The sequence below is a fragment of the Marinobacter koreensis genome (genome assembly GCF_023156285.1).
Classification (GTDB): domain Bacteria; phylum Pseudomonadota; class Gammaproteobacteria; order Pseudomonadales; family Oleiphilaceae; genus Marinobacter; species Marinobacter koreensis.
Map to the genome: position 1 here is coordinate 30,078 of NZ_JAKZAJ010000003.1, position 21,488 is coordinate 51,565.

A 21,488-nucleotide genomic window follows, 5' to 3' on the forward strand; every position below is an offset into this window, starting at 1 on the left:
ATATGGCTCAGCGCTCCGTTGCCGTTTCAGATATTGAGGTCGCCAACGATCAGCCTTTCGTGCTTTTCGGAGGCATGAACGTGCTCGAATCCCGGGAGCTAGCCTTTGAGGTGGCAGAAACCTATGTGGACGTCTGTGGTCGCCTGGGAATCCCTTACGTATTCAAGGCGTCGTTCGACAAGGCCAATCGATCTTCCGTGCATTCTTTCCGGGGTCCGGGGCTCGACGAGGGGCTTCAGATCCTCGCTGATATCAAGGCCCGTTTTGGGGTGCCGATTATTTCCGACGTTCACGAGCCTTCCCAGGCCGCCCCTGCGGCCGAGGTCTGCGACGTCATCCAGTTGCCGGCCTTCCTGAGCCGCCAGACCGATCTGGTGGTGGCGATGGCTGAAACCGGCGCCGTGATCAATGTAAAAAAGGCCCAGTTCCTCGCGCCGCAGGAGATGAAGCACATCATCACCAAGTGTGAGGAAGCCGGTAACGACAAAGTGATCCTGTGTGAGCGGGGCAGCAGCTTCGGGTATAACAACCTGGTGGTGGACATGCTCGGCTTCGGCATCATGAAGGCGATGAATGTGCCCGTGATGTTCGATGTCACCCATTCCCTGCAAATGCCCGGCGGACGAGCGGATTCGGCCGGTGGCCGCCGTGCCCAGGTGACCGATCTGGCACTGGCTGGTATGTCCCAGGGGCTGGCCGGTTTGTTCCTGGAAGCGCACCCGGACCCGGACAAAGCCAAGTGCGATGGCCCCTGCGCTCTGCGGCTCAGCCAGCTGGAGCCTTTCCTGCAGCGGGTGAAGGCTGTGGATGATCTGGTAAAAAGCTTTAAAGCAATCGACACCGCCTGATTGGCGGTGTTTGTTTTGCTCTATGCCCAATAACAAGTCATTACCGTTTAGATATAGAAAACCTGGAGAATCAGTCGAATGACCAAGATTGCTAGCATCAAAGCCCGTGAGGTTCTGGACTCCCGCGGTAATCCCACCGTGGAAGCGGACGTTATCCTGGAAGACGGTACCCTTGGCCGTGCCTGTGCTCCCTCTGGCGCCTCTACCGGTTCCCGCGAAGCTCTGGAGCTGCGGGATGGTGATGCGTCCCGTTATCTGGGCAAGGGTGTGCTCAAGGCTGTTGAGGCTGTAAACGGAAAGATTCGCGAGGCGCTGACAGGTAAAGACGCGGCGGACCAGCGCGCACTGGACCGGATCATGATTGATCTCGATGGTACCGAGAACAAGGCCAACCTCGGCGCCAATGCGATCCTGGCGGTTTCCCTGGCGGCTGCCAAAGCCGCAGCCGAGGCGCTTGGCAAGCCTTTGTATGAGCACATTGCCGACGTCAACGGAACGTCCGGCAAGTTCTCCATGCCGGTTCCGATGATGAACATCCTGAACGGCGGTGAGCATGCTGACAACAACGTCGACATCCAGGAATTCATGGTCCAGCCGGTTGCGGCCAAGAGTTTCGCCGAAGCGCTTCGTGTCGGTGCGGAGATTTTCCATAGCCTGAAGAAAGTTCTGAAGGCCCAGGGTCTGAATACCGCCGTGGGTGACGAGGGTGGTTTCGCCCCGAACCTGCCTTCGAACGAAGCCGCACTGGCCGCCATCAAGGAAGCGGTAGAAAAGGCCGGATACGAGCTGGGCAAAGACGTTACCCTGGCGCTGGACTGTGCCTCTTCCGAATTCTACAAGGATGGCCAGTACCAGTTGTCTGGTGAGGGCAAGAGCTTCGATTCCGAAGGCTTTGCCGATTATCTGGCGGGTCTTTCCGAGCGTTATCCCATTGTTTCCATTGAAGACGGCATGGACGAGAGTGACTGGGATGGCTGGAAGGTGCTCACCGACAAGCTGGGCAGCAAAGTCCAGTTGGTGGGCGATGACCTGTTTGTGACCAACACGAAAATTCTCAAACAGGGTATCGACAAGGGAGTCGGCAATTCCATTCTGATCAAGTTCAACCAGATTGGCAGTCTTACCGAGACTCTCGATGCCATCAAGATGGCTCAGGATGCCGGTTACACCGCGGTGATCTCCCATCGCTCAGGCGAAACCGAGGACACCACCATTGCCGATCTTGCCGTTGCGACCTGTGCGGGCCAGATCAAAACCGGCTCTCTGTGTCGTTCTGATCGTGTGGCCAAGTACAACCAGTTGCTGCGAATCGAAGAAGCACTGGAAGGCAAAGCGCCGTATCGCGGCCTGAGTGAAATTAAGGGGCAGTAAAGCGCCCGTTACCCGAGTGCCGCCGGTTTTCGGGTAACAAAATGTTAAGGCCATCGCGTTCCGGGTGAAAATTCGGACACGATGGCCTTTTTGTACAACCAGTTAGAACAATTTGTTGCTAATCTACTCTAGGGTCTATACTCAACACTCATCGCTGGTTTGCTGGCTGGTTAAAGTTTATACGGGATCGAGATGAAAACGCTCTGGGCAATCATGGTTGTGCTCATACTCCTGCTTCAGGTTCGCCTGTGGGTCGGGGAGGGCAGTTTCGCGCAGGTGTGGTCCCTCAAGAACGCCATCGCAGATCAGCGTGCCGAGAATGCGGATCTTGCCGCTCGCAATGAAAGCCTGTATGCGGAAGTGCGCAACCTTCGCAATGAACAGGGGGCCGTGGAAGAGCGGGCCCGTATGAATCTCGGACTGATCCGCAAGGACGAAACGTTCTTCCTCGTCGTGGACAATTGATGAACTGTTGAGTTCCGGGCGCCTGGGTTTCCCTACCTCGTGCGAATGCCTCATGAACAAACCCAAACACTGGCTTGTCGTTCCCGCCGCCGGAATCGGCACCCGAATGAAATCCGAATTGCCTAAACAGTACCTGACGCTGGGGCATCGGTACCTCCTCGATATTACATTGTCCCGGATTCTCGACCAGTTTGATTTTGCCGGTTGCATGGTGCCCCTCAATGCGCGGGATCGGTGGTGGCAGGATACGGAGGCCTCCGGCGACGACAGGATTCAGACCTGCACCGGTGGCGAGGAACGGGTGCATTCGGTACTTTCGGCATTGCACGCCCTTCAGGAACAGGCGCAGCCAGATGACTGGGTTCTGGTCCATGACGCGGCGCGCCCCTGTCTCCATTCCGGTGATCTGTCACGGTTATTGACTGCTTTATCGGATCACCCGGTGGGCGGCTTGTTGGCAGCGCCGGTGACCGATACGCTCAAACAGGCGGATAGTGGCGAGCCGGCCCGGGTGGACACAACGATAGACAGGCGGCATCTCTGGCGTGCACTGACCCCCCAGATGTTTCGTTTCGGCGCACTCACCCGCGCTCTGGAGCAATGTCTTTCGCGGGGATACACGGTTACGGACGAGTCTTCTGCACTGGAAATGATGGGCGACAGACCGGTTCTTATTGAAGGGCGACCGGATAACATTAAAATCACCGTACCGTCGGATCTTGAGCTGGCCAGTTTCATTCTGGAACGGCTACAGACGGACTCCGTCTGAAACGGATTCCTTTTTATCGGAGAACAACATGCGAATTGGTCAGGGCTTCGATGTCCACGCCTTCTGCGATGGCAGTTTTGTGACGCTTGGCGGTGTTCAGATTCCCTATGGAAGAGGGCTGAAGGCGCACTCTGATGGTGACGTTCTGCTGCATGCCCTCTCCGATGCTTTGCTGGGAGCCGCAGCGCTGGGGGACATTGGGCATTTTTTCCCGGATACCAGTGACGAGTGGGCTGGTGCAGATAGCCGGGATCTGCTGCGCCGTGTCGTTGAGCGTGTTCGCGAGGCAGGATTCGAGGTCGTTAACGTCGACACCACGATCATCGCGCAGGCTCCGAAAATGGCGCCTCACGTAGAGACCATGCGCATGAACATTGCCGAGGACCTGGGCATCTCCGTCAGCCGGGTCAGCGTCAAGGCAACCACAACCGAGCGGCTTGGTTTTACCGGGCGCTCGGAGGGCATTGCCTGTCAGGCTATCTGCCTGCTTGAATCGGGGGCACTGTGAACGACGGCGGTTCGACTCCCGGTAACTGGCGATTGGACTGGCCTACTTCCTCAGGCCGTGCCGGGCGGGCATGGCTGAAATGCTCTCCCGAGGACTTCCGTGTGGACGAGCATCTTGCGGATACCGAGATGCCTGCCGGGGAGGGCGAGCATCTCTTTCTCCTGCTTGAAAAGGTTGGCGATAACACCGACTACGTGGCCCGCACACTTGCCAGCCTGGTCGGTTGCCGTTCGTTCGATGTCGGATATTGCGGTCTCAAGGATCGTCACGCCGTCACAACTCAATGGTTCAGCCTTTATCGTCCGGGACTGGAGCAGGATGATGCGGCCCTGATTGACCGAATTGGCGAGCACTGGCGGGTGCTGTCGCAGACCCGGGCGCCGAAGAAGCTCAGGCGGGGAGATCATGCAGTCAACCGGTTTACGATCGTGCTTCGAGCGGTTTCTGGTGATCGGCGTCCCGTGGATGAAGCATTAAGCCGTCTGCGGGACATGGGCGCGCCAAACTATTTTGGTCCGCAACGGTTCGGAAGGGGCGGAGGGAACCTCGACAAGGCCCTGCAGATCGATCCGGCACGACTGAATCGGCGGTCAAAACGTGGCGCCAAAGGTGGCAGTCAAAGAACGAAAAACGTATTGTACTTTTCGGCAGCACGCTCGTGGCTTTTTAATGAAGTGCTGGCTGCCCGGGTGAGTGATGGCAGTTGGAGGGATCCTCTTCCGGGGGAGCCAGCCGAGCCTGGAGACGCGCCCACAGGCCCTATGTGGGGCGATGGTGGAACCGACGCCACCGGCGATCAGGAACGGCTGGAGCGCGACGTCGTCGCGCAGCATCCCGACATTGCGGCGTTGTTTTCCGCAACACGCATGAAACCGGAACGCCGACCGCTGGTGGCACGACCAGACAATCTGACCTGGCGCTGGCTCGCGGACGATGTGCTGGAAGTGCAGTTTCAGCTGGCGCCGGGTCAATTTGCCACAACGGTTCTGGGAGATGTTCTGGAACTGGAGGACCGTAGCCTTGGTCCCGATAATCAATAAAAAACGCTAGCGGAGAACACAGTGCGCATTCTCTTGTCGAATGATGATGGTGTACATTCGCCCGGGCTCGTAGCTCTGTATGAGGGGCTTCAGGGTCTGGGGCATCTGGAAGTGGTGGCACCTGACCGTGACCACAGTGGCGCCAGTAACGCATTGACCCTCAACCGTCCACTGACTGTCGAGACGCATCCCAATGGCTTTCGCTCAGTAGACGGGACACCTACAGACTGCGTGCACCTTGCTGTCAACGGTCTGTTCGAGCAGCCTTTCGACCGGGTGATTTCCGGTATCAATACCCACGCCAACCTCGGTGACGACATCATCTATTCCGGTACGGTAGCGGCAGCAACGGAGGGACGGCACCTCGGATTGCCTGCCATTGCGGTATCGCTGGTTAATGATGGCCACTTCCACTATGAAACAGCGGCCCACGTTGTGCGTTTGTTATTGGAGCAGCGTCAGCCCCTGGAGCTCGGTCCCCGTTCCATACTCAACGTCAACGTGCCGGACCTGCCATGGGACAGGATTGCCGGTATTCGTGTGACGCGTCTCGGCCACCGGGAGCGTGCGGAAGGCGCAGTTCCCATGACGTGCCCCCGGGGTAAGCAGCGTTACTGGATAGGGGCGGCGGGTGCCGGCGGCGATGCCGGACCCGGTACCGACTTCCACGCAGTCCGCGAGGGTTATGTGTCCATCACGCCGGTACATATCGATATGACCCGGCATGAGGCATTGATATCTCTGCGCGACTGGGTAGATGGCCTTGGCTTCGGGGGAGAAACCGACCAATGAGTGCTCAGCTCCAGGGTATTGGCATGACCTCCCGCCGGACTCGCATGCGTCTGGTTCAGCGGCTTCGGGAGGGCGGCATTGAAAATGAGCGCGTTCTTGAAGCCATTGGCAACGTTCCCCGTCATATTTTCCTGGACGAGGCGCTGGCCCATCGCGCCTACGAGGATACATCGCTCCCGATCGGATATGGCCAGACACTGTCCCAGCCCTACATTGTCGCCCGGATGACCGAGATTCTGATGGCGCATGAGCCGGCTCGTGTGCTGGAACTCGGCACAGGCTCCGGCTATCAGACCGCCGTTCTGGCCCATCTGGTTCCCGAAGTCTGCAGTGTTGAGCGAATCAGGCCGTTGCAGGACAGGGCCAGGGAGCGCCTCCGACAACTGGGTTCCCGGAACGTCCAGCTGAAACATGCGGATGGTGGAATGGGCTGGCCTGAGCGCGGCCCTTTTGATGGTATCGTCGTGACCGCGGCACCGATAGAAGTACCCCGGGAGCTGCTTGAACAGCTCGCTGATAACGGCGTTCTGATTGCGCCTGTTGGAGAGGAAAAGCAAATGCTGGTGGAAGTGATTCGCCGTGGTGATCGTTTCGAACACCGGGAACTGGAACCGGTACATTTTGTACCTCTGCTTGGGGGAGTCATTCGATGACGGTTTCCGAGACTCAGAGCTCACGTTCATCCAGCCATGAAGGTACGAACCAGCGCCCCCTGGGTGTATTCATCCGGGGGGTTGCAATGGGTGCGGCCGATGTCGTTCCGGGAGTATCCGGTGGCACGATTGCCTTTATTACCGGCATCTATTTCCGGTTGTTGGAAGCCATCAGCGCGCTACCAGTGGCTTTCTTCCGTCACCTGGTGCGGGGCAGGGTCGGAGCCTTCTGGCAGGAGGCGGACGGGACATTCCTCATTTGTCTCCTGGCCGGCATTCTGACCAGCGTGGTTACCCTGGCGTCTGCCATTACCTTTGCACTGATGAATTATCCGGTACTGATCTGGAGTTTCTTCTTCGGGCTGATCATAGCCTCGGTATGGCACGTCGGCCGTCAGGTCCGGCGATATAGATGGCCACTTGCCTTGCCCCTGCTGGTGGGCACTGCCATTGCGTGGTGGGTGACAACCCTCTCGGCAGGTCAGGTTTCACCGTCATCCCTGGCTTTTTTCGGAGCCGGTGCACTGGCCATTTGTGCCATGATCCTTCCGGGAATATCCGGCAGCTTCATTTTGTTGATTATTGGCATGTACGCACCCGTTCTTGGTGCTGTTAAATCCGGCGATTTCGGTATTCTTCTGTTATTCGGTGCCGGCTGCCTTCTGGGACTGCTGTCTATTGCCCGCCTGATCACCTGGGCATTTCATCATTTCCACGATTACGTGATGGCACTGCTGACCGGCTTTATGATTGGTGCGCTCAACAAGGTCTGGCCATGGAAGGAAACGCTGAGCTGGCGGATCAACCATTCCGGGGATCGTGTGCCATTGACGGAGCTGAGTGTCAGTCCGGAAACCTTTCACCAGGTGACAGGGCAGGATCCTCAGTTGCTGGTGGCTTTGGTCATGGCTTGCCTCGGCCTTGCTCTGGTCCTTGGAATTGAATGGCTCGGATCTCGCAGAAGTGTTACCTGACGCACAAAAACAGTGTTTCCGGCGGTAACACCCCTGGCTGGTGCGTAACTTGGATTGCGAGGGAAAATGTGCAATAAATTAGCAAGTTACTTTTAAAACTTTAGAATCTGCATAGATTCACTGTCCGTTTTATACGGATTTATTATAACTGGGGCATTTTTATTTCTGTGAGATTCTTTCGTGGATGCCTCCACGCCACCTGTCCGGTCATACTTCGGTTCCCCTCCGGTACCTGCCCCTTCACTCGTGCTCTGAAAATTCTGATCCTGGGAATCGTCCTGTCCATACTGGGTGGCTGTAACACCTCTGCCATCTATCAGGACGATCTTTATAATCCGCCGGTCTATTGGGGGAGGCACGTCGTTCAGCCCGGCGAAACCCTTTACAGTATCGCGTGGCGATACGGCAGGGACTACCGGGAACTTGGCAGTGCCAATGGCATCGGCCCGCCCTGGACCATTGAGGCAGGACAGGTGCTGCGTCTGGATCTTCGCGGCACGGTCACATCTGCGACCCATAATCGATCATCATCGGGCCGCACCGCATCAGCCAGCACCCGACAAAGACCGCCTCCGGTGCAGACTCCGAGTTCGGCTCCCAGACCAGAGGTGACCCGCTCGGCTGACCGTAATGCACCCCTGGAAAAACGGACCCAGACGGTGGCCCACGTGAATTGGCGATGGCCTCACGCTGGCACCGTAATTGCAGGTTACTCAACATCCGGTAAAGTCAACAAAGGCATTGATATTGCCGGAAAACCCGGCGAGCCGGTCAAGGCTGCGGCCAAAGGCAATGTGGTCTACGCCGGGAATGGGTTGCTAGGTTACGGCAATCTGATTATTGTGAACCATAATGAGCACTATCTAAGTGCTTATGCCCATAACCGGAAAATTCTGGTGCACGAAGGGGAGGATGTGAAAGCCGGCCAGGTTATCGCTGAACTGGGAAGCAGTGGTGCGGACAGACCCATGTTGCATTTCGAAATTCGGAAAAATGGCAATCCGGTCGATCCCATCCATTATCTCCCTCCGCGTTAATCCGGCGATTTGCAGCCGGGATGCTGCGAACAACGGCACTGACAGAAACCGCGACAGAAACAATAACAACAAGTGACCGGCTCAAGCCGGCCAACCAACAAATGTCCTGAAGAAAAAACACGAACACAGCTACAGGTGTCCGCAATAAAAAGAAGTATCGGGCGTTCATACAGGATTATTGAGAGGCGGGGCAATAAACATGTCAGCTGAGCAAGAAGACATCATCATTGATCGGGTAGAGGATCTGGAAGAATCCGAGGATCAGCTGCTCGCAGAAGACAAGGTGGCAAAGCCGTCGGCGGGAGACGCCGACCAGGACTTCCCCACACAGGGCCGATATTTTACGAGCCAGAAGCAGCTCGACGCGACCCAGCTCTATCTGAACGAAATCGGTTTTTCACCCCTACTGACACCCGAAGAAGAAGTCTACTTCGCGCGACTGGCCCAGAAAGGCGAGGAGTCAGGCCGGAAGCGGATGATCGAGAGCAACCTCCGTCTGGTGGTTAAAATCGCGCGCCGCTATGTCAATCGGGGCCTGACGCTGCTGGATCTGATCGAGGAGGGCAACCTTGGTCTGATCCGGGCGGTGGAGAAATTTGATCCCGAGCGAGGGTTCCGGTTCTCGACCTATGCCACCTGGTGGATTCGTCAGACCATCGAACGGGCTATCATGAACCAGACGCGGACGATCCGTCTGCCGATTCACGTGGTAAAAGAGCTCAATCTTTACTTGCGGGCAGCGCGTGAGTTGACTCAGAAGCTGGACCACGAGCCGTCGGCCGAAGAGATTGCGAAGCTGGTCGACAAGCCGGTAGAGGATGTCGAGCGTCTGCTGGGGCTGAACGAGCGTGTTGCGTCCATGGACACCCCCATCGGGTCTGGCGGTGAGAAATCCCTGTTGGATACCGTGGCGGATGAGGGGGCATCGGATCCTGCGGACCTGCTTCAGGACAACAACATGTGCTCTTGCCTGGAGAAGTGGATTGATCAGCTCAGTGACAAACAGCAGGAGGTACTGTCCCGGCGGTTCGGGCTTCGGGGTTACCCGGTAAGCACGCTTGAAGAAGTCGGGCAGGAGATCGGTCTCACGCGGGAGCGCGTCCGTCAGATCCAGGTTGAGGCATTGCGTCGACTGAGGGAAATCCTCGAGAAAGAGGGACTCTCTGGCAATCTGCTGTTCAAATAATCCTTCGTGACGCGAATTGAGAAAAAGCCGGCCAGTGTTCAGGGCCGGCTTTTCTGTTTTCATGGTGTCCAAATGAGAACCAGGTTGCGCTAAGGCCCTTGGCGACATTGCTAGAATGCGCGGACCGGGGGAGATATGGCTGTCACCTGGTACGAATGAAACACGTGAATAATAACGACTGAATAGGAAAGGACTATGAAGAAGGCTCTGTTGACAGGTGTTGCATCACTTCTGATGGCGGGGGTTCTGTCAGCTCCTGTTTCTGCACGCACAATCGAAGGTGTGGATGTGCCTGAAACCTATCAGGCCATGGGAACGGATCTGAAGCTCAATGGTGCGGGAACCCGTTCCAAATGGTTCATGGATCTATACGTTGGCGGTCTCTACGTTCCCCAGGCCGAAAGCGACGGACAGGCTGTCATCGACGCCGACGAACCCCAGGCGATCACGCTCCACATCATCTCTGGTCTCATCACCAGTGACCGTATGACCGAAGCAACTCTGGAGGGCTTCGAAGCGTCCACCCACGGCAACATGGCACCGGTTCAGGACGAGATTGATCGCTTTATGGACGTCTTCAAGGACGAGATCAAGGAAGGCGACGTGTTCGATCTGGTCTACGTTCCCGATGAGGGCGTTCGTGTGCTGAAGAACGGCAAGGTGAAAGATACCATCGGCGGGCTGGCCTTTAAAAAGGCCCTGTTCGGAATCTGGCTGTCGGACAAGCCGGCTCAGGAAGACCTGAAAGAGGAAATGCTGGGTAAGCGTTGATCCCGGCAGCTGACAGAAGCCGATGTGATTCGTCACATCGGCTTTTTTGTGTCCGGTCAGAGGTAATCCCGCTTCTGCTTGAATTCACACAGGTCTTCGATAATGCAGGCACCGCACTTGGGCTTACGCGCGGTGCAGGTGTAACGGCCGTGAAGAATCAGCCAGTGGTGGGCGTCCTGGAGAAATTCCTTCGGGACCAGTCTGAGCAGTCTCTTTTCGACTTCGAGCACGTTTTTGCCGGGCGCAATGCCGGTGCGATTCGAAACCCGAAAGATATGCGTGTCCACGGCCATGGCCGGCTGACCGAAGGCCGTATTCAGTACAACGTTGGCGGTCTTCCGGCCTACGCCAGGTAAAGCCTCGAGCGCCTCACGGTTATCCGGGACATTGCTGCCGTGTTGGTCGATCAGAATCCGGCAGGTTTTGATAATGTTCTCGGCTTTACTGTTGAACAGTCCGATGGTCTTGATGTATTCCTTCAGCCCCTCCACACCGAGGGACAGGATGGCTTCCGGCGTGTTGGCAACGGGAAAGAGACGGTCTGTCGCCTTGTTGACCCCCACATCCGTTGCCTGGGCCGATAGAATAACCGCCACCAGCAGTTCGAACGGGCTGGAGTAGTTCAGCTCGGTGGTCGGTGAGGGATTTGCTTCCCGCAAGCGGGAAAAGATCTCAACGCGTTTCTGTTTATTCATGACGTCCGGAAGAGCTCTTAGGGTGGATCATGAGACGTTTCCGGTGACACGGACCCGTATGCTTCCGCTACTGACGGTCTCCGGTGCCGTCTCTTTGGCGCGTTTTGCCTGCCGGTGATGATCGATGGCGTTTTTCAGGGCGATGAGGCAACCCAGCCCCAGGAAGGCTCCGGGTGGCAGCACCATGAACAGCACGCCAGGGTAGTTTTCGAATGGACGGATCACCCAGTTCGATGCCATCGGACCAAACAGGAGCTGCATGTCGGCAAACAGGGTGCCTTGCCCAATAAGCTCTCGCATGCCTCCCAGGACAATCAGAACGGCGAGAAACCCGAGTCCCATCATGGCGCCGTCAAGCACGGCCAGGTGCGGAGGGTTCTTGGAGGCAAAAGCATCGGCCCTTCCAAGAATGGAACAGTTGGTGACGATCAGGGGAATGAAGATCCCGAGGATCTGGTAGAGCTCGTAGGTGTAGGCCTGCATGAGCAGTTCGGCGCAGGTGACAAACGATGCGATGATCATCACGAAAGCCGGTAGACGGACCGATTCGCTGACAAAGTTACGAATCAGGGATACGGCGAGATTGGACCCTATCAAAACCATCAACGTCGCCAAACCAAGCCCGACAGCATTGACAACAGTGCTGGTTACGGCGAGCAGCGGACAGAGGCCCAGCACCTGAACCAGCGCCGGGTTATTGTCCCATAACCCATCTCTGACGATCTCTGCCGGAGTTTTGCTTGCCATGTCAGGATTGCCCCCTTCTCATTGAATGGCCGACCGGTCGTTCTGAAGCCCCCAGTCGGGACAGGATTTCCTTTCGGTTCTGTCGGAAATAGACCAGCGCACTCTGGACCGATTTGACGACGGCCCGGGGAGTAATGGTGGCGCCAGTGAACTGATCGAACACCCCTCCGTTTTTCTTTACTTTCCACTGTGGTGGGGGCGTATTGTCCAGAGATCGGCCATTGAATTCCGTCACCCAGTCGGATTTCTTGGTTTCGATCCGGTCGCCGAGGCCGGGGGTTTCCTTGTGGCGCGTCACCCGTACGCCGATCACTTTGCCCTCAACGTCCAGCCCGACCAGCAGGTGAATGTCTCCCGAGTAACCTTCCGGGGCGATCACCGGCATGATGAAACCTATCGGCTTTCCCTGATCCCGGGCAACCCAGACCTGCACCGGCCCTTGCGTTGCCAGCCGTTCGCTGGCGGGCAACTGGACGGTATCCCTCAACAGATCGTTATCGTGGCCACTCTCCGGAAAGATTTCGAACAAAGCACTGGCTTCTGCCCGGGCCGCCTGTTCCTGGATCTTTTCCTGTGTGAGCGCCTGGGTGACGGCGATCGAACCGCCGGTAATGATGGCAAATATACCGAGGCCAATGGCGCTACGACGAATGGACTGTGCAAGTGCGGCCATGCTTTACCCCTGATTCCTGCCCGGAACGCCACGCCGTGGCTTATGATGGCCATACGTGCGTGGTGGCGTGTAGTGATCGATGAATGGCACGGCAAAATTCAACAGCAGCACGCTGAACGCGACGGCATCCGGATAGTTGCCCCAGGTACGAATGATGTAAATCAGAATGCCGATTCCGGCGCCATAGATCAGCTTGCCCTGATGACTTGTCGCCGCGGAAACCGGGTCGGTCGCAATAAAGAACGCACCAAGCATGGTTCCCCCGGCCAGCAGATGAAGGGTCAGGGGGGCGTACTGGTCGGCGTTACTGCCAAAGGCGAGACTCATAACAGCCAACCCGCCCAGAAATCCGGCCGGAATGTGCCAGGTAATGATCCGCAGGAAAACAAGCAGCAACCCGCCTGCCAGAAAGGCCAGGTTCACCCATTCCCACCCTTTGGCGATTCCATCGCCGAACATGGGGTGATTCAGAACTTCCGCAGCCGTGTGTGATGCGATCTGATGTTTGTACTCATCAAGAGGGGTGGCCATGGTCCAGCCGTCGAAGCTGGTCTGGGAGGCGGAAAAAATACGGCCCAGGGTGTCCGTGAAATCCGGGGCGCCGTTGAACAGGCCGGACGGCTCTGCCCAATTGGTGGTCATGGCGACGGGGAACGAAATCAGGACCAGGGCGTAACCCACCATGGCCGGATTAAAAGGGTTGGAGCCGAGTCCGCCGTAGAGTTGCTTGGCAATGACGATGGCGGTGACCACGGCAATACCGGATACCCACCAGGGCGCAAACTGCGGCAGGGACAAGCCCAGCAGCAATCCGGTAACGGCTGCGGTGTTGTCCCTGAGAAAGAAAGCAACCGGCTTTTTGCGAAGCGTGAGGAATGCCGCCTCGGAACCGACAGCGACGGCGATGCACCAGACTACATTGATCAGGTTGCCCCATCCGAAAAAGCCGACTTGCGCCAGCAGACCGGGAAGCGCAGCGATGATGACCCAGAGCATAACGCGCGACGTCGGTCGGGCGTTACGGGCGTGTGGTGAAGACTGTTGAACGAATGCCATGAGAATCGGGCCTTGGCTCGGTTAATCGGACGTCTGGTTTTCGGTATTTCTCGCCGGGGCCTCGCGGGCTTCCTGCAAGGCCTGTTCCGCCCTGGCTACCCGATCGTGGTTCTTGGCGACCGCGCGTTCAAGTTTGTCGACGTTATCAGCCTGTTGTTCCTTCGCCTCATCGAGCATCCGTTGCATCGTTTCAAGCTTTGATCGGGCCTGGGTCAGTTGCTTCTCAAGAGCTTCAATATCTGGTTTGTCGTCCTGTTCCGGAGCGGACTTTTGCTCGCCCGTCGCGACCTTCGCTTTCTTGCGTTCGAGAGCCTGCTGCACCAGTGCTGCCTTGGCAGCGCGATCGTCCGTGGCGTCACCGGTTTCCGCCGCCTGTTCAGCCTCAGCCTGTTTTCGGGCCTGGGCTTCCGCGGCGGCCCTGGCTCGTTCTTTGCGGCGCAGTTCTTTCTCTTCCTGCTCCCTCTCGAGCCTTGCCTTGCGGGCTTCAAAGCGTTCACGGGCCCGGTCAGCCTTTAATTGTTCGGCTCGCTGAACCCGGATTTCACCCTTTGCATAGCGGTAGTACTGGACCAGGGGAATGGAACTTGGGCAAACGTAGGAACAGGCCCCGCATTCAATGCAGTCGAACAGGTTCAGGTGTTCGGCTTTCTCGAATTCTTCAGACTTCGAATACCAGAACAGTTGCTGGGGCAGAAGCTCCATCGGGCAGACTTCGGCGCATTGGCCGCAACGGATGCACGGTTGTTCCGTTGGGGGATCGGGAAGTTCTGCCGCCGTCGCCGCGATGACGCAATTGGTCGTCTTGGTAACGGGGATGGCCGTCGTGGTCAGGGTATAACCCATCATCGGGCCGCCGAGCACCAGCCGATTCAGCTTTTTCTCATCGACACCCGCCTTGGTCAGCAGGTGCTCGATGGGGGTGCCAATCCACGCTTCGTAGTTTCCCGGCTCCCGCACGGCATCTCCGGTGACCGTTACGATTCGCGAAATCAGGGGCGAATCTTCAAGCATGGCCCGTGCCACGGCCACCGCGGTGCCTACGTTCTGGCACATCACGCCGATGTCGGCGGGAATCCCTTCATTGGGAACCTCCAGGCCGGTCAGAATCCGGATCAGCTGCTTTTCGCCTCCCGACGGGTACTTGGTCGGAATCACGGCAACTTCAATCTGGGTGCCTTCGCAGGCGGTCTTGATGGCTTCGATGGCTTCGGGTTTGTTGTCTTCAATGCCGATGACGCAACGCTCCGGGCGCAGGATCCAGGCCATGATCTTGAGCCCGGCGATGACCTCGGTCGCCTTCTCGCGCATGGTCATGTCATCGGCAGTGATGTAGGGTTCGCACTCAGCGCCATTGAGGATCAGCGTGTCGACCTTGCGATCCTTCGGGGGCCGAAGTTTGATGTTGGTCGGGAAGCCCGCACCGCCCATGCCGGAAATGCCCGCTTCCCGAATCCGCTCAAGAACCGTCTCCCGCTCCAGCTTCCGGTATTCGGTAATCGGCTGACGCTCCCGCCACTGATCCTCACCGTCTGGTCTCAGCACGATGCACCAGTCATCCAGGCCCGATGGATGCGGCACGGGCCGCTCAGTGATGCTCTCGATGATTCCGGACGTGGGGGCGTGGACGGGAACGCCAATGCCACTGCGGACATCCGCCAGTTTCTGGCCCTTGAGCACACGCTCACCGACCTCGACCAGTGGCTCCGCCGGTTCGCCAATGTGTTGCTGCAGGGGCAGGACAAGTAAATCGGGAATGCCCGCGTCCCGGATCGGGCTGCGGGTTGACTGATGTTTGTTTTCGGCCGGGTGGATGCCCCCGGCAAAGTCCCAGAGCTGTGTCATCAGGCGCTTACTCCCTGACGATCGGTCGCAATAATGCTGGGCTCGGGTGGCGACCAGGTCCAGGTGCGGATATCCGGTTCAACGGTGACCATGTCGATACAGTCTACGGGGCAGGGCTCGACACAGAGGTCGCAGCCGGTGCATTCACTCTCGATCACGGTGTGCATGTGCTTGGCGGCCCCCAGGATGGCGTCCACAGGGCATGCCTGGATGCACTTCGTACAGCCAATGCATTCGTCCTCCCGGATAACAGCGACCCGCTTGGCCTGCTCCTCTCCATGTTCCGCATCGAGTGGTTCCGGTTCGACGTCGAGCAGGTCGGCCAGGGCCTTAATGGTAGCCTCGCCCCCGGGCGGACACTTATTAATGGATTCGCCATTGGCGATGGCTTCGGCATAGGGGCGACAGCCCGGAAACCCGCACTGGCCACATTGGGTCTGGGGCAAGAGCGCATCAACCTGGTCTACCAGTGGATTGCCTTCAACCCGGAAACGCTCGGAGGCAAAGCCCAGCAAGCCCCCGAACACAAGGGCCAGGGCCAGCAGAACGACAACGGCGATGATAATGCCAGTCCACATAACAACCTACGCTCCGTCAGACGGTGACCAGACCGGTAAAGCCCAAAAACGCCAGCGCCATCAGCCCCGCCGTTACCATGCCAATCGCAGCGCCCCGAAAGGCAACCGGTACGTCAGCAACCGCGATACGCTCCCGCATGGCTGCGAACAGTACCAGGACGAGGGAAAAGCCGAGAGCCGCGCCAAACCCATAGAGAACGGATTCGACGAAATTGTTGTGCTTGTTCAGGTTGAGCAGGGCAACCCCGAGAACCGCGCAATTCGTTGTGATCAGGGGCAGAAAAATGCCGAGAACCCTGTAAAGCAGGGGACTGGTCTTGCGAACCACCATCTCGGTGAACTGAACCACGACCGCGATGACCAGGATAAACGTGATCGTCTTGAGAAAGGCCAGGTCCAGCGGTGCAAGCAGGTAGGTGTAGGCGAGGTAGCTGCATACCGATGACAGCGTCAGCACGAAGGTGGTGGCCAACGACATGCCCATGGCGGTTTCCAGCTTCCCGGACACGCCCATGAACGGACAGAGGCCCAGGAACTGCACCAGCACGAAGTTGTTCACCAGGATAGTACTGACCAGGATCAGCAGATACTCTGTCATCGGATCTTTCGTACCTCGATTTGCTTACATCACCCGCATGCCGGGAGTGGCACCGGAATCCGGAGAAAGAATGAAGATATCCTTCCCGCCGGGGCCAGCCGCAAGGACCATGCCCTCGGACAGTCCGAACTTCATTTTTCGAGCTTTCAGGTTGGCCACCATGACGGTCATTCGGCCCTCCAGCTCTTCCGGCTTGTAGGCAGACTTGATACCAGCAAACACGTTGCGTTCGCCATGCCCTATGTCAAGTGTCAGGCGGAGAAGCTTGTCTGCCCCCTCGACATGCTCTGCTTTGACAATTTTAGCCACCCGAAGGTCCACTTTCGCGAAATCACCGAATTCTATCTCGTCCGCAATCGGTTCAAGATTGGCAGCCGGTTCGGGCTGACCGGTCGCTGCGGGCAGTTCCTCCTTGGAGGCATCGAGCATTTTCTCGATCTGGGCCATGTCCACTCGATTCATCAACGGCTTGAACTTGCTGATGCCGTGGTTTTCAAGCAGTTCCTTGCGGTTGTTCCAGTCCAGCTTGGCCTTCAGGAAGTCCTCTGATGCCTCGGCTGTTTTCGGCAGAACCGGCGCGAGGTAGGTCATCAGGATGCGGAACATGTTGATGGCATTCGTGCAGATCGCGTGCAGCCTTCCATCCTGGCCGTCCTGTTTGGCAATGACCCAGGGCTGCTCGTCGTTCACGTACTGGTTGGCGATGTCGGCCAGCTCCATGATCCGGCGCATGGCCCGGCCAAATTCGCGGGTCTCGAAGAACTCTTCGATCTGTTCTCCGGCTTCAATGAACTCCCGGAGCTTCTCCTGCTCGGTCACTTCACCCAGCTGGCCATCGAACCGTTTGGTAATAAAGCCGGCGCTACGACTGGCAATATTGACGACCTTGCCGACAAGGTCCGAATTGACCCGTGCGGCGAAGTCCTCAAGATTGAGGTCCATGTCATCCACGCCCCCGGTCAGCTTGGCGGCGAAGTAGTAACGGAGGTACTCGGGATCCAGGTGATCCAGGTAGGTGCGCGCCATGATGAAGGTGCCGCGGGACTTGGACATCTTCTTGCCGTTCACGGTCACAAAGCCATGGGCCCAGACGGCTGTCGGCGTCCGGAAGCCGGCATCGTGGAGCATGGACGGCCAGAACAGGGCGTGGAAGTTGATGATGTCCTTGCCGATGAAGTGATAGACCTCGGCGGAGGAATCGGCTCGCCAGAAGTGCTCGAAGTCGATGTTCTCGCGGTTACACATGTTCTTGAAGCTCGCCAGGTAGCCAATGGGGGCATCAAGCCAGACATAGAAGAATTTGCCCGGCGCGTCAGGAATCTCAAAGCCGAAGTAGGGGGCGTCACGGCTGATATCCCATTCCTGCAGCCCGGCATCCAGCCATTCGGCCAGTTTATTGGCAACCTGCGGCTGAAGGGTGCCACTGCGGGTCCACTTGGCCAGGAAATCGTGGAAATCCGGGAGTTTGAAAAAGTAGTGCTCGGACTCTTTCTCAATCGGCGTGGCGCCAGATACGGCAGAGCGCGGGTTGATCAGCTCCGCCGGCGTATAGGTGGCACCGCAGGCTTCGCAGTTGTCTCCGTACTGGTCTTCGGTCTTGCATTTGGGACAGGTCCCTTTGATAAACCGGTCTGCCAGGAACATCTCCTTCTCCGGATCGAAGAACTGGGTGATGTTCCGGGTGGCAATGTGCCCGTTTTCCTGAAGCTGGCGATAGATGTATTCGGAGAAGAAGCGGTTCTCCTCGGAATGGGTGGAGTAATAATTGTCGAAACGGATATGAAAACCGGCAAAATCCTGCTGGTGCTCCTGACGGATTCGATCAATCAACTGCTCCGGCGTGATGCCTTCCCGCTCCGCTCTCAGCATGATCGCAGTGCCATGAGCATCGTCGGCGCAAACGTAGTAGCAGTTCTGGCCCCGCATTTTCTGATAGCGCACCCAGATATCGGTCTGAATGTATTCCAGCAGGTGACCCAGGTGGATCGGCCCGTTGGCATAGGGCAGGGCGCTGGTAACCAGAATGTCGCGCTGTTGCTTGCTCGCTTGCGTCATGGTGATGTCCGAACCTTCTGTGAATAAGGATTGGCAATGCAAATAAAAGGGGCCGGTTGAAAGCACCCGTGTTGATAGTCGCGGGTGGCGACCCCATATGGTCAGAAACGGGCACAGATGATACCTTCCAAGCAGCAATTTTTCACCCGAAACACCCGTTTTCGTGTTCATGAGCTTATTCCGGAGAAGCCGATGACCCAGATTTCCCAGCAGGCCCTGGAGGCCGCTGTCCGAGAATATCGGGATCCTTATCTCGACAAGGACCTGTACCAACTCGGCGCCGTCAAGAATCTCGCCTCGGAAGAGGGTGGAAAAGTCACCCTGATGGTTGAGCTGCCCTATCCATCCAAAGGAATTGCCGGAGCGCTCAAGCAAATCGTTACCAATGCGCTCGAAAACGTTGAGGGCGTGGAAAGTGCCGACGTGCATGTCGGCCAGAAGATCCACTCCTACAAAGTGCAGAAAGACATTCCCTCTGTCCCCGGCGTTAAAAACATCATCGCTGTGGCCTCCGGCAAGGGTGGCGTCGGCAAATCCACTACCGCGGTCAACCTCGCGCTGGCCCTGCAGGCCGAAGGCGCCCGAGTCGGCATTCTTGACGCCGACATCTACGGTCCCAGTATTGGCATGATGCTCGGAGTGCCGGAAGGCAAGCGTCCGGACACCCGGGAAAACAAATACTTCGTTCCCATGGACGCCCATGGCCTGCAGGCCAACTCCATGGCGTTCGTTGTCACCGAAAAAACGCCCATGGTCTGGCGGGGCCCCATGGTCAGTGGTGCCGTTATGCAGTTGCTCCAGCAGACCCTCTGGAACGAACTTGACTACCTGATCGTCGACATGCCGCCGGGAACCGGGGACATTCAGCTCACCCTGGCGCAGAAGGTGCCCGTGACAGGTGCGGTCATCGTCACCACGCCCCAGGACATCGCGCTGCTGGATGGCAAAAAGGGTATCGAAATGTTCCGCAAGGTGGAGATTCCGGTACTCGGCGTGATCGAGAATATGAGTGTCCACATCTGCAGCAACTGCGGCCATGAAGAACCCCTGTTCGGCCACGGCGGCGGTGAGCGGATTGCCGAGGAATACGACACCACCCTCCTCGGGCAGCTGCCCCTGCACATGACCATCCGGGAACAGACCGATGGCGGTACTCCCTCGGTGATCGCCGAACCGGACTCCGAAGTGGCGCGCCGTTACCGCGACATCGCTCGCCGGGTTGGTGCGGAGTTGTCAACGCGGGAGCGGAATCTGTCGGGTTCAATCTCCAGTGTTTCGGTAACCGAACACTGACCGATTCTTTTCAGGCGGGGCTGCACAAGGCCCGTTCGCGGATGCAGGAATAGCTTTCCAAAAATGTTGGAGGCCATGGATGGCCTGAGACAAGCGCACATGGGTGAGGCCGAGCGTTTATGAAGCAAAGCTTCATGCGACAGCCGAACGACAGCAATCTGTGATTGCTGGCTGGACCCCGGAGGGGTGCTCGTAGCGTGTTTTGGAGAGCGTTTTCTGGCCTTGCAGCCCACAGATCAAGCAGTCTGGAGATAGCCTGAGGAGCCTTCGACAGACCCCAAGGGAACAGGTAAACTACGCCTCAATTTTTCCAGCGGAAACGAGAATTCACCGATGAGCATTAAATCCGACAAGTGGATACGCCGGATGTCCGAGCAGCACGGCATGATCGAACCGTTCGAGCACGGACAGGTTCGGGAAACCGGAAAAGGCCGTGTCATCTCCTACGGGACCTCCAGTTACGGTTACGACGTTCGCTGTAGCAATGAATTCAAGATCTTCACTAATGTCCACAGCGCCACGGTCGATCCGAAGAACTTCGACGACAACAGCTTCGTCAACTACACCGGCGACGTCTGCATCATCCCGCCGAACAGCTTTGCGCTGGCGCGGACCGTCGAATATTTCCGGATTCCGAGAAACGTGCTCACCATCTGCCTGGGCAAAAGCACCTATGCCCGTTGCGGCATCATCGTGAACGTCACGCCGCTGGAACCGGAATGGGAAGGCCAGGTGACTCTGGAGTTTTCCAATACCACCAACCTGCCGGCCAAGATCTACGCCAACGAAGGCGTTGCCCAGATGCTGTTTTTCGAGTCCGATGAAGTCTGCGATACCAGCTACAAGGACCGGGGCGGCAAATACCTGGGTCAGACCGGCGTGACCCTGCCAAGGACATGAACGCCAACCAGTTCCTCAAAGCCGTTGCACAATTGCAGGGATGGCGTGAATATGCCTTCCTGCTGGCGCTCGCCGAGCGCTCGTTTCCGAATTACGCCCTCTTTGTCGAGGCTGTCGGCCTGAAAACCGGCGCCAAGATGCGTCAATTGCTGGACATCGCCTGGGAGCTGCTTCAGAAAGACACCAGTGATGCTGCAATTCCCCAGTTGCTCAGCAAACTGGAGTCGCTATCGCCCCAGGTTGACGACTACGACGCCTACGGCGTGTATCCCGCGTTCGATTTTTGTCAGTTACTCGAGCAGGCGCTGCTCAATCGGCTCAACCCGAATAAACATCGGGCAACCGAAGCATCCCAGCTGGCCACGACAACGGTCATGAATTTTATTGAACTGTCGGAAGGCGAGTCGCTGCCCGAAGATGAGCTGGTCCGTCTGCTGGATCATCATCCCTTGATGAAAGAAGACAAGATGTTCCAGAGGGACCTGGTGCTGGCGCTCAAGCGGCAGCGTACTCCGAAAGAATCCTTTGTTGAGGAATTGCGGACCGGTGCCGCCAACGAGGGCGTCAGTAACCTCGGCATTGCGCTGGACAGTTGACCCGGGGTAGTCCGCGCTTCACTCTGTTTAAAACTCCCTGC

General features: G+C 57.5%; 23 protein-coding genes. 15 read left to right on the forward strand and 8 right to left on the reverse strand.

From position 1 onward, the window contains the following. The first annotated feature begins 2 nt into the window (after positions 1-2). From kdsA to MLD04_RS08445, 12 genes are all read left to right on the forward strand, one after another. Entirely contained in the window at positions 3-848 is an 846-nt protein-coding gene (gene kdsA / locus MLD04_RS08390) for a 3-deoxy-8-phosphooctulonate synthase (RefSeq protein ID WP_248156951.1), read from the forward strand. Positions 849-926: 78 nt separating this feature from the next. Further along, positions 927-2,219, forward strand: a complete 1,293-nt coding sequence (eno, locus tag MLD04_RS08395) for a phosphopyruvate hydratase (protein WP_248156960.1) — start codon at positions 927-929, stop codon at positions 2,217-2,219. Positions 2,220-2,411: 192 nt separating this feature from the next. Continuing rightward, positions 2,412-2,684: a septum formation initiator family protein gene (locus tag MLD04_RS08400; protein ID WP_248156961.1), complete on the forward strand. Its 273-nt coding sequence runs from the start codon at positions 2,412-2,414 to the stop codon at positions 2,682-2,684. A gap of 52 nt (positions 2,685-2,736) precedes the next feature. Then, on the forward strand, positions 2,737-3,453 hold the full coding sequence (gene ispD, locus MLD04_RS08405) for a 2-C-methyl-D-erythritol 4-phosphate cytidylyltransferase (protein WP_248156963.1): 717 nt from the start codon (positions 2,737-2,739) through the stop codon (positions 3,451-3,453). A 28-nt stretch (positions 3,454-3,481) separates the two neighbouring features. Continuing rightward, positions 3,482-3,961: a 2-C-methyl-D-erythritol 2,4-cyclodiphosphate synthase gene (gene ispF / locus MLD04_RS08410; RefSeq protein WP_248156965.1), complete on the forward strand. Its 480-nt coding sequence runs from the start codon at positions 3,482-3,484 to the stop codon at positions 3,959-3,961. Next, positions 3,958-5,001, forward strand: coding sequence for a tRNA pseudouridine(13) synthase TruD (gene truD / locus MLD04_RS08415; protein WP_379883456.1), 1,044 nt, complete (start codon positions 3,958-3,960; stop codon positions 4,999-5,001). The genes ispF and truD overlap by 4 nt, the downstream gene beginning before the upstream one ends. Positions 5,002-5,022: 21 nt before the next feature. Next, positions 5,023-5,793 (forward strand): 5'/3'-nucleotidase SurE, encoded by a 771-nt coding sequence (gene surE / locus MLD04_RS08420; RefSeq protein WP_040886631.1) that lies wholly within the window; start codon positions 5,023-5,025, stop codon positions 5,791-5,793. Continuing rightward, positions 5,790-6,446 (forward strand): protein-L-isoaspartate(D-aspartate) O-methyltransferase, encoded by a 657-nt coding sequence (locus MLD04_RS08425; RefSeq protein ID WP_248156969.1) that lies wholly within the window; start codon positions 5,790-5,792, stop codon positions 6,444-6,446. The genes surE and MLD04_RS08425 overlap by 4 nt, the downstream gene beginning before the upstream one ends. Next, positions 6,443-7,420 carry a polyprenyl-phosphate transporter gene (locus MLD04_RS08430; protein ID WP_379883680.1) on the forward strand — a complete coding sequence of 326 codons (978 nt, stop codon included), beginning with the start codon at positions 6,443-6,445 and terminating at the stop codon, positions 7,418-7,420. The genes MLD04_RS08425 and MLD04_RS08430 overlap by 4 nt, the downstream gene beginning before the upstream one ends. A gap of 251 nt (positions 7,421-7,671) precedes the next feature. Then, complete coding sequence (locus MLD04_RS08435) at positions 7,672-8,457, forward strand: peptidoglycan DD-metalloendopeptidase family protein (protein ID WP_345799618.1); 786 nt, start codon at positions 7,672-7,674, stop codon at positions 8,455-8,457. 199 nt (positions 8,458-8,656) lie between these two features. After that, a complete protein-coding gene (gene rpoS, locus MLD04_RS08440; protein WP_248156986.1) occupies positions 8,657-9,643 on the forward strand; it encodes an RNA polymerase sigma factor RpoS in 987 nt (328 codons plus the stop codon). 195 nt (positions 9,644-9,838) lie between these two features. Continuing rightward, a complete protein-coding gene (locus MLD04_RS08445) occupies positions 9,839-10,414 on the forward strand; it encodes a chalcone isomerase family protein (RefSeq protein ID WP_248156988.1) in 576 nt (191 codons plus the stop codon). Between the two features lie 56 nt (positions 10,415-10,470). On the opposite strand, the gene nth is transcribed toward MLD04_RS08445, so the two are convergent. The 8 genes from nth to metG are packed head-to-tail and all read right to left on the reverse strand — an operon-like array spanning position 10,471 to position 18,658. Continuing rightward, positions 10,471-11,109 (reverse strand): endonuclease III, encoded by a 639-nt coding sequence (gene nth / locus MLD04_RS08450; protein WP_248156990.1) that lies wholly within the window; start codon positions 11,107-11,109, stop codon positions 10,471-10,473. A gap of 27 nt (positions 11,110-11,136) precedes the next feature. After that, positions 11,137-11,856 (reverse strand): electron transport complex subunit E, encoded by a 720-nt coding sequence (locus MLD04_RS08455; protein WP_248156992.1) that lies wholly within the window; start codon positions 11,854-11,856, stop codon positions 11,137-11,139. 1 nt (position 11,857) lies between these two features. Continuing rightward, a complete protein-coding gene (rsxG, locus tag MLD04_RS08460) occupies positions 11,858-12,529 on the reverse strand; it encodes an electron transport complex subunit RsxG (protein ID WP_248156994.1) in 672 nt (223 codons plus the stop codon). 3 nt (positions 12,530-12,532) lie between these two features. Then, positions 12,533-13,585, reverse strand: coding sequence for an electron transport complex subunit RsxD (gene rsxD / locus MLD04_RS08465; protein WP_248156996.1), 1,053 nt, complete (start codon positions 13,583-13,585; stop codon positions 12,533-12,535). 21 nt (positions 13,586-13,606) lie between these two features. Beyond that, on the reverse strand, positions 13,607-15,427 hold the full coding sequence (gene rsxC / locus MLD04_RS08470) for an electron transport complex subunit RsxC (protein WP_248156998.1): 1,821 nt from the start codon (positions 15,425-15,427) through the stop codon (positions 13,607-13,609). After that, on the reverse strand, positions 15,427-16,005 hold the full coding sequence (rsxB, locus tag MLD04_RS08475; RefSeq protein WP_248157000.1) for an electron transport complex subunit RsxB: 579 nt from the start codon (positions 16,003-16,005) through the stop codon (positions 15,427-15,429). Before rsxB ends, rsxC begins: the two co-directional genes overlap by 1 nt. Before the next feature lie 16 nt (positions 16,006-16,021). Beyond that, on the reverse strand, positions 16,022-16,603 hold the full coding sequence (gene rsxA / locus MLD04_RS08480; RefSeq protein WP_008937971.1) for an electron transport complex subunit RsxA: 582 nt from the start codon (positions 16,601-16,603) through the stop codon (positions 16,022-16,024). A gap of 24 nt (positions 16,604-16,627) precedes the next feature. Continuing rightward, positions 16,628-18,658 carry a methionine--tRNA ligase gene (metG, locus tag MLD04_RS08485; protein WP_248157010.1) on the reverse strand — a complete coding sequence of 677 codons (2,031 nt, stop codon included), beginning with the start codon at positions 18,656-18,658 and terminating at the stop codon, positions 16,628-16,630. A 192-nt stretch (positions 18,659-18,850) separates the two neighbouring features. Here metG and apbC point away from each other — a divergent pair, with 192 nt between their 5' ends. The 3 genes from apbC (at position 18,851) to MLD04_RS08500 (ending at position 21,447) form a co-directional block, all read left to right on the forward strand. Further along, positions 18,851-19,951: an iron-sulfur cluster carrier protein ApbC gene (apbC, locus tag MLD04_RS08490; RefSeq protein ID WP_248157012.1), complete on the forward strand. Its 1,101-nt coding sequence runs from the start codon at positions 18,851-18,853 to the stop codon at positions 19,949-19,951. A gap of 333 nt (positions 19,952-20,284) precedes the next feature. Next, entirely contained in the window at positions 20,285-20,851 is a 567-nt protein-coding gene (gene dcd, locus MLD04_RS08495) for a dCTP deaminase (RefSeq protein ID WP_008937974.1), read from the forward strand. Then, complete coding sequence (locus MLD04_RS08500; RefSeq protein WP_248157014.1) at positions 20,848-21,447, forward strand: YjaG family protein; 600 nt, start codon at positions 20,848-20,850, stop codon at positions 21,445-21,447. The genes dcd and MLD04_RS08500 overlap by 4 nt, the downstream gene beginning before the upstream one ends. Positions 21,448-21,488 lie beyond the last annotated feature (41 nt).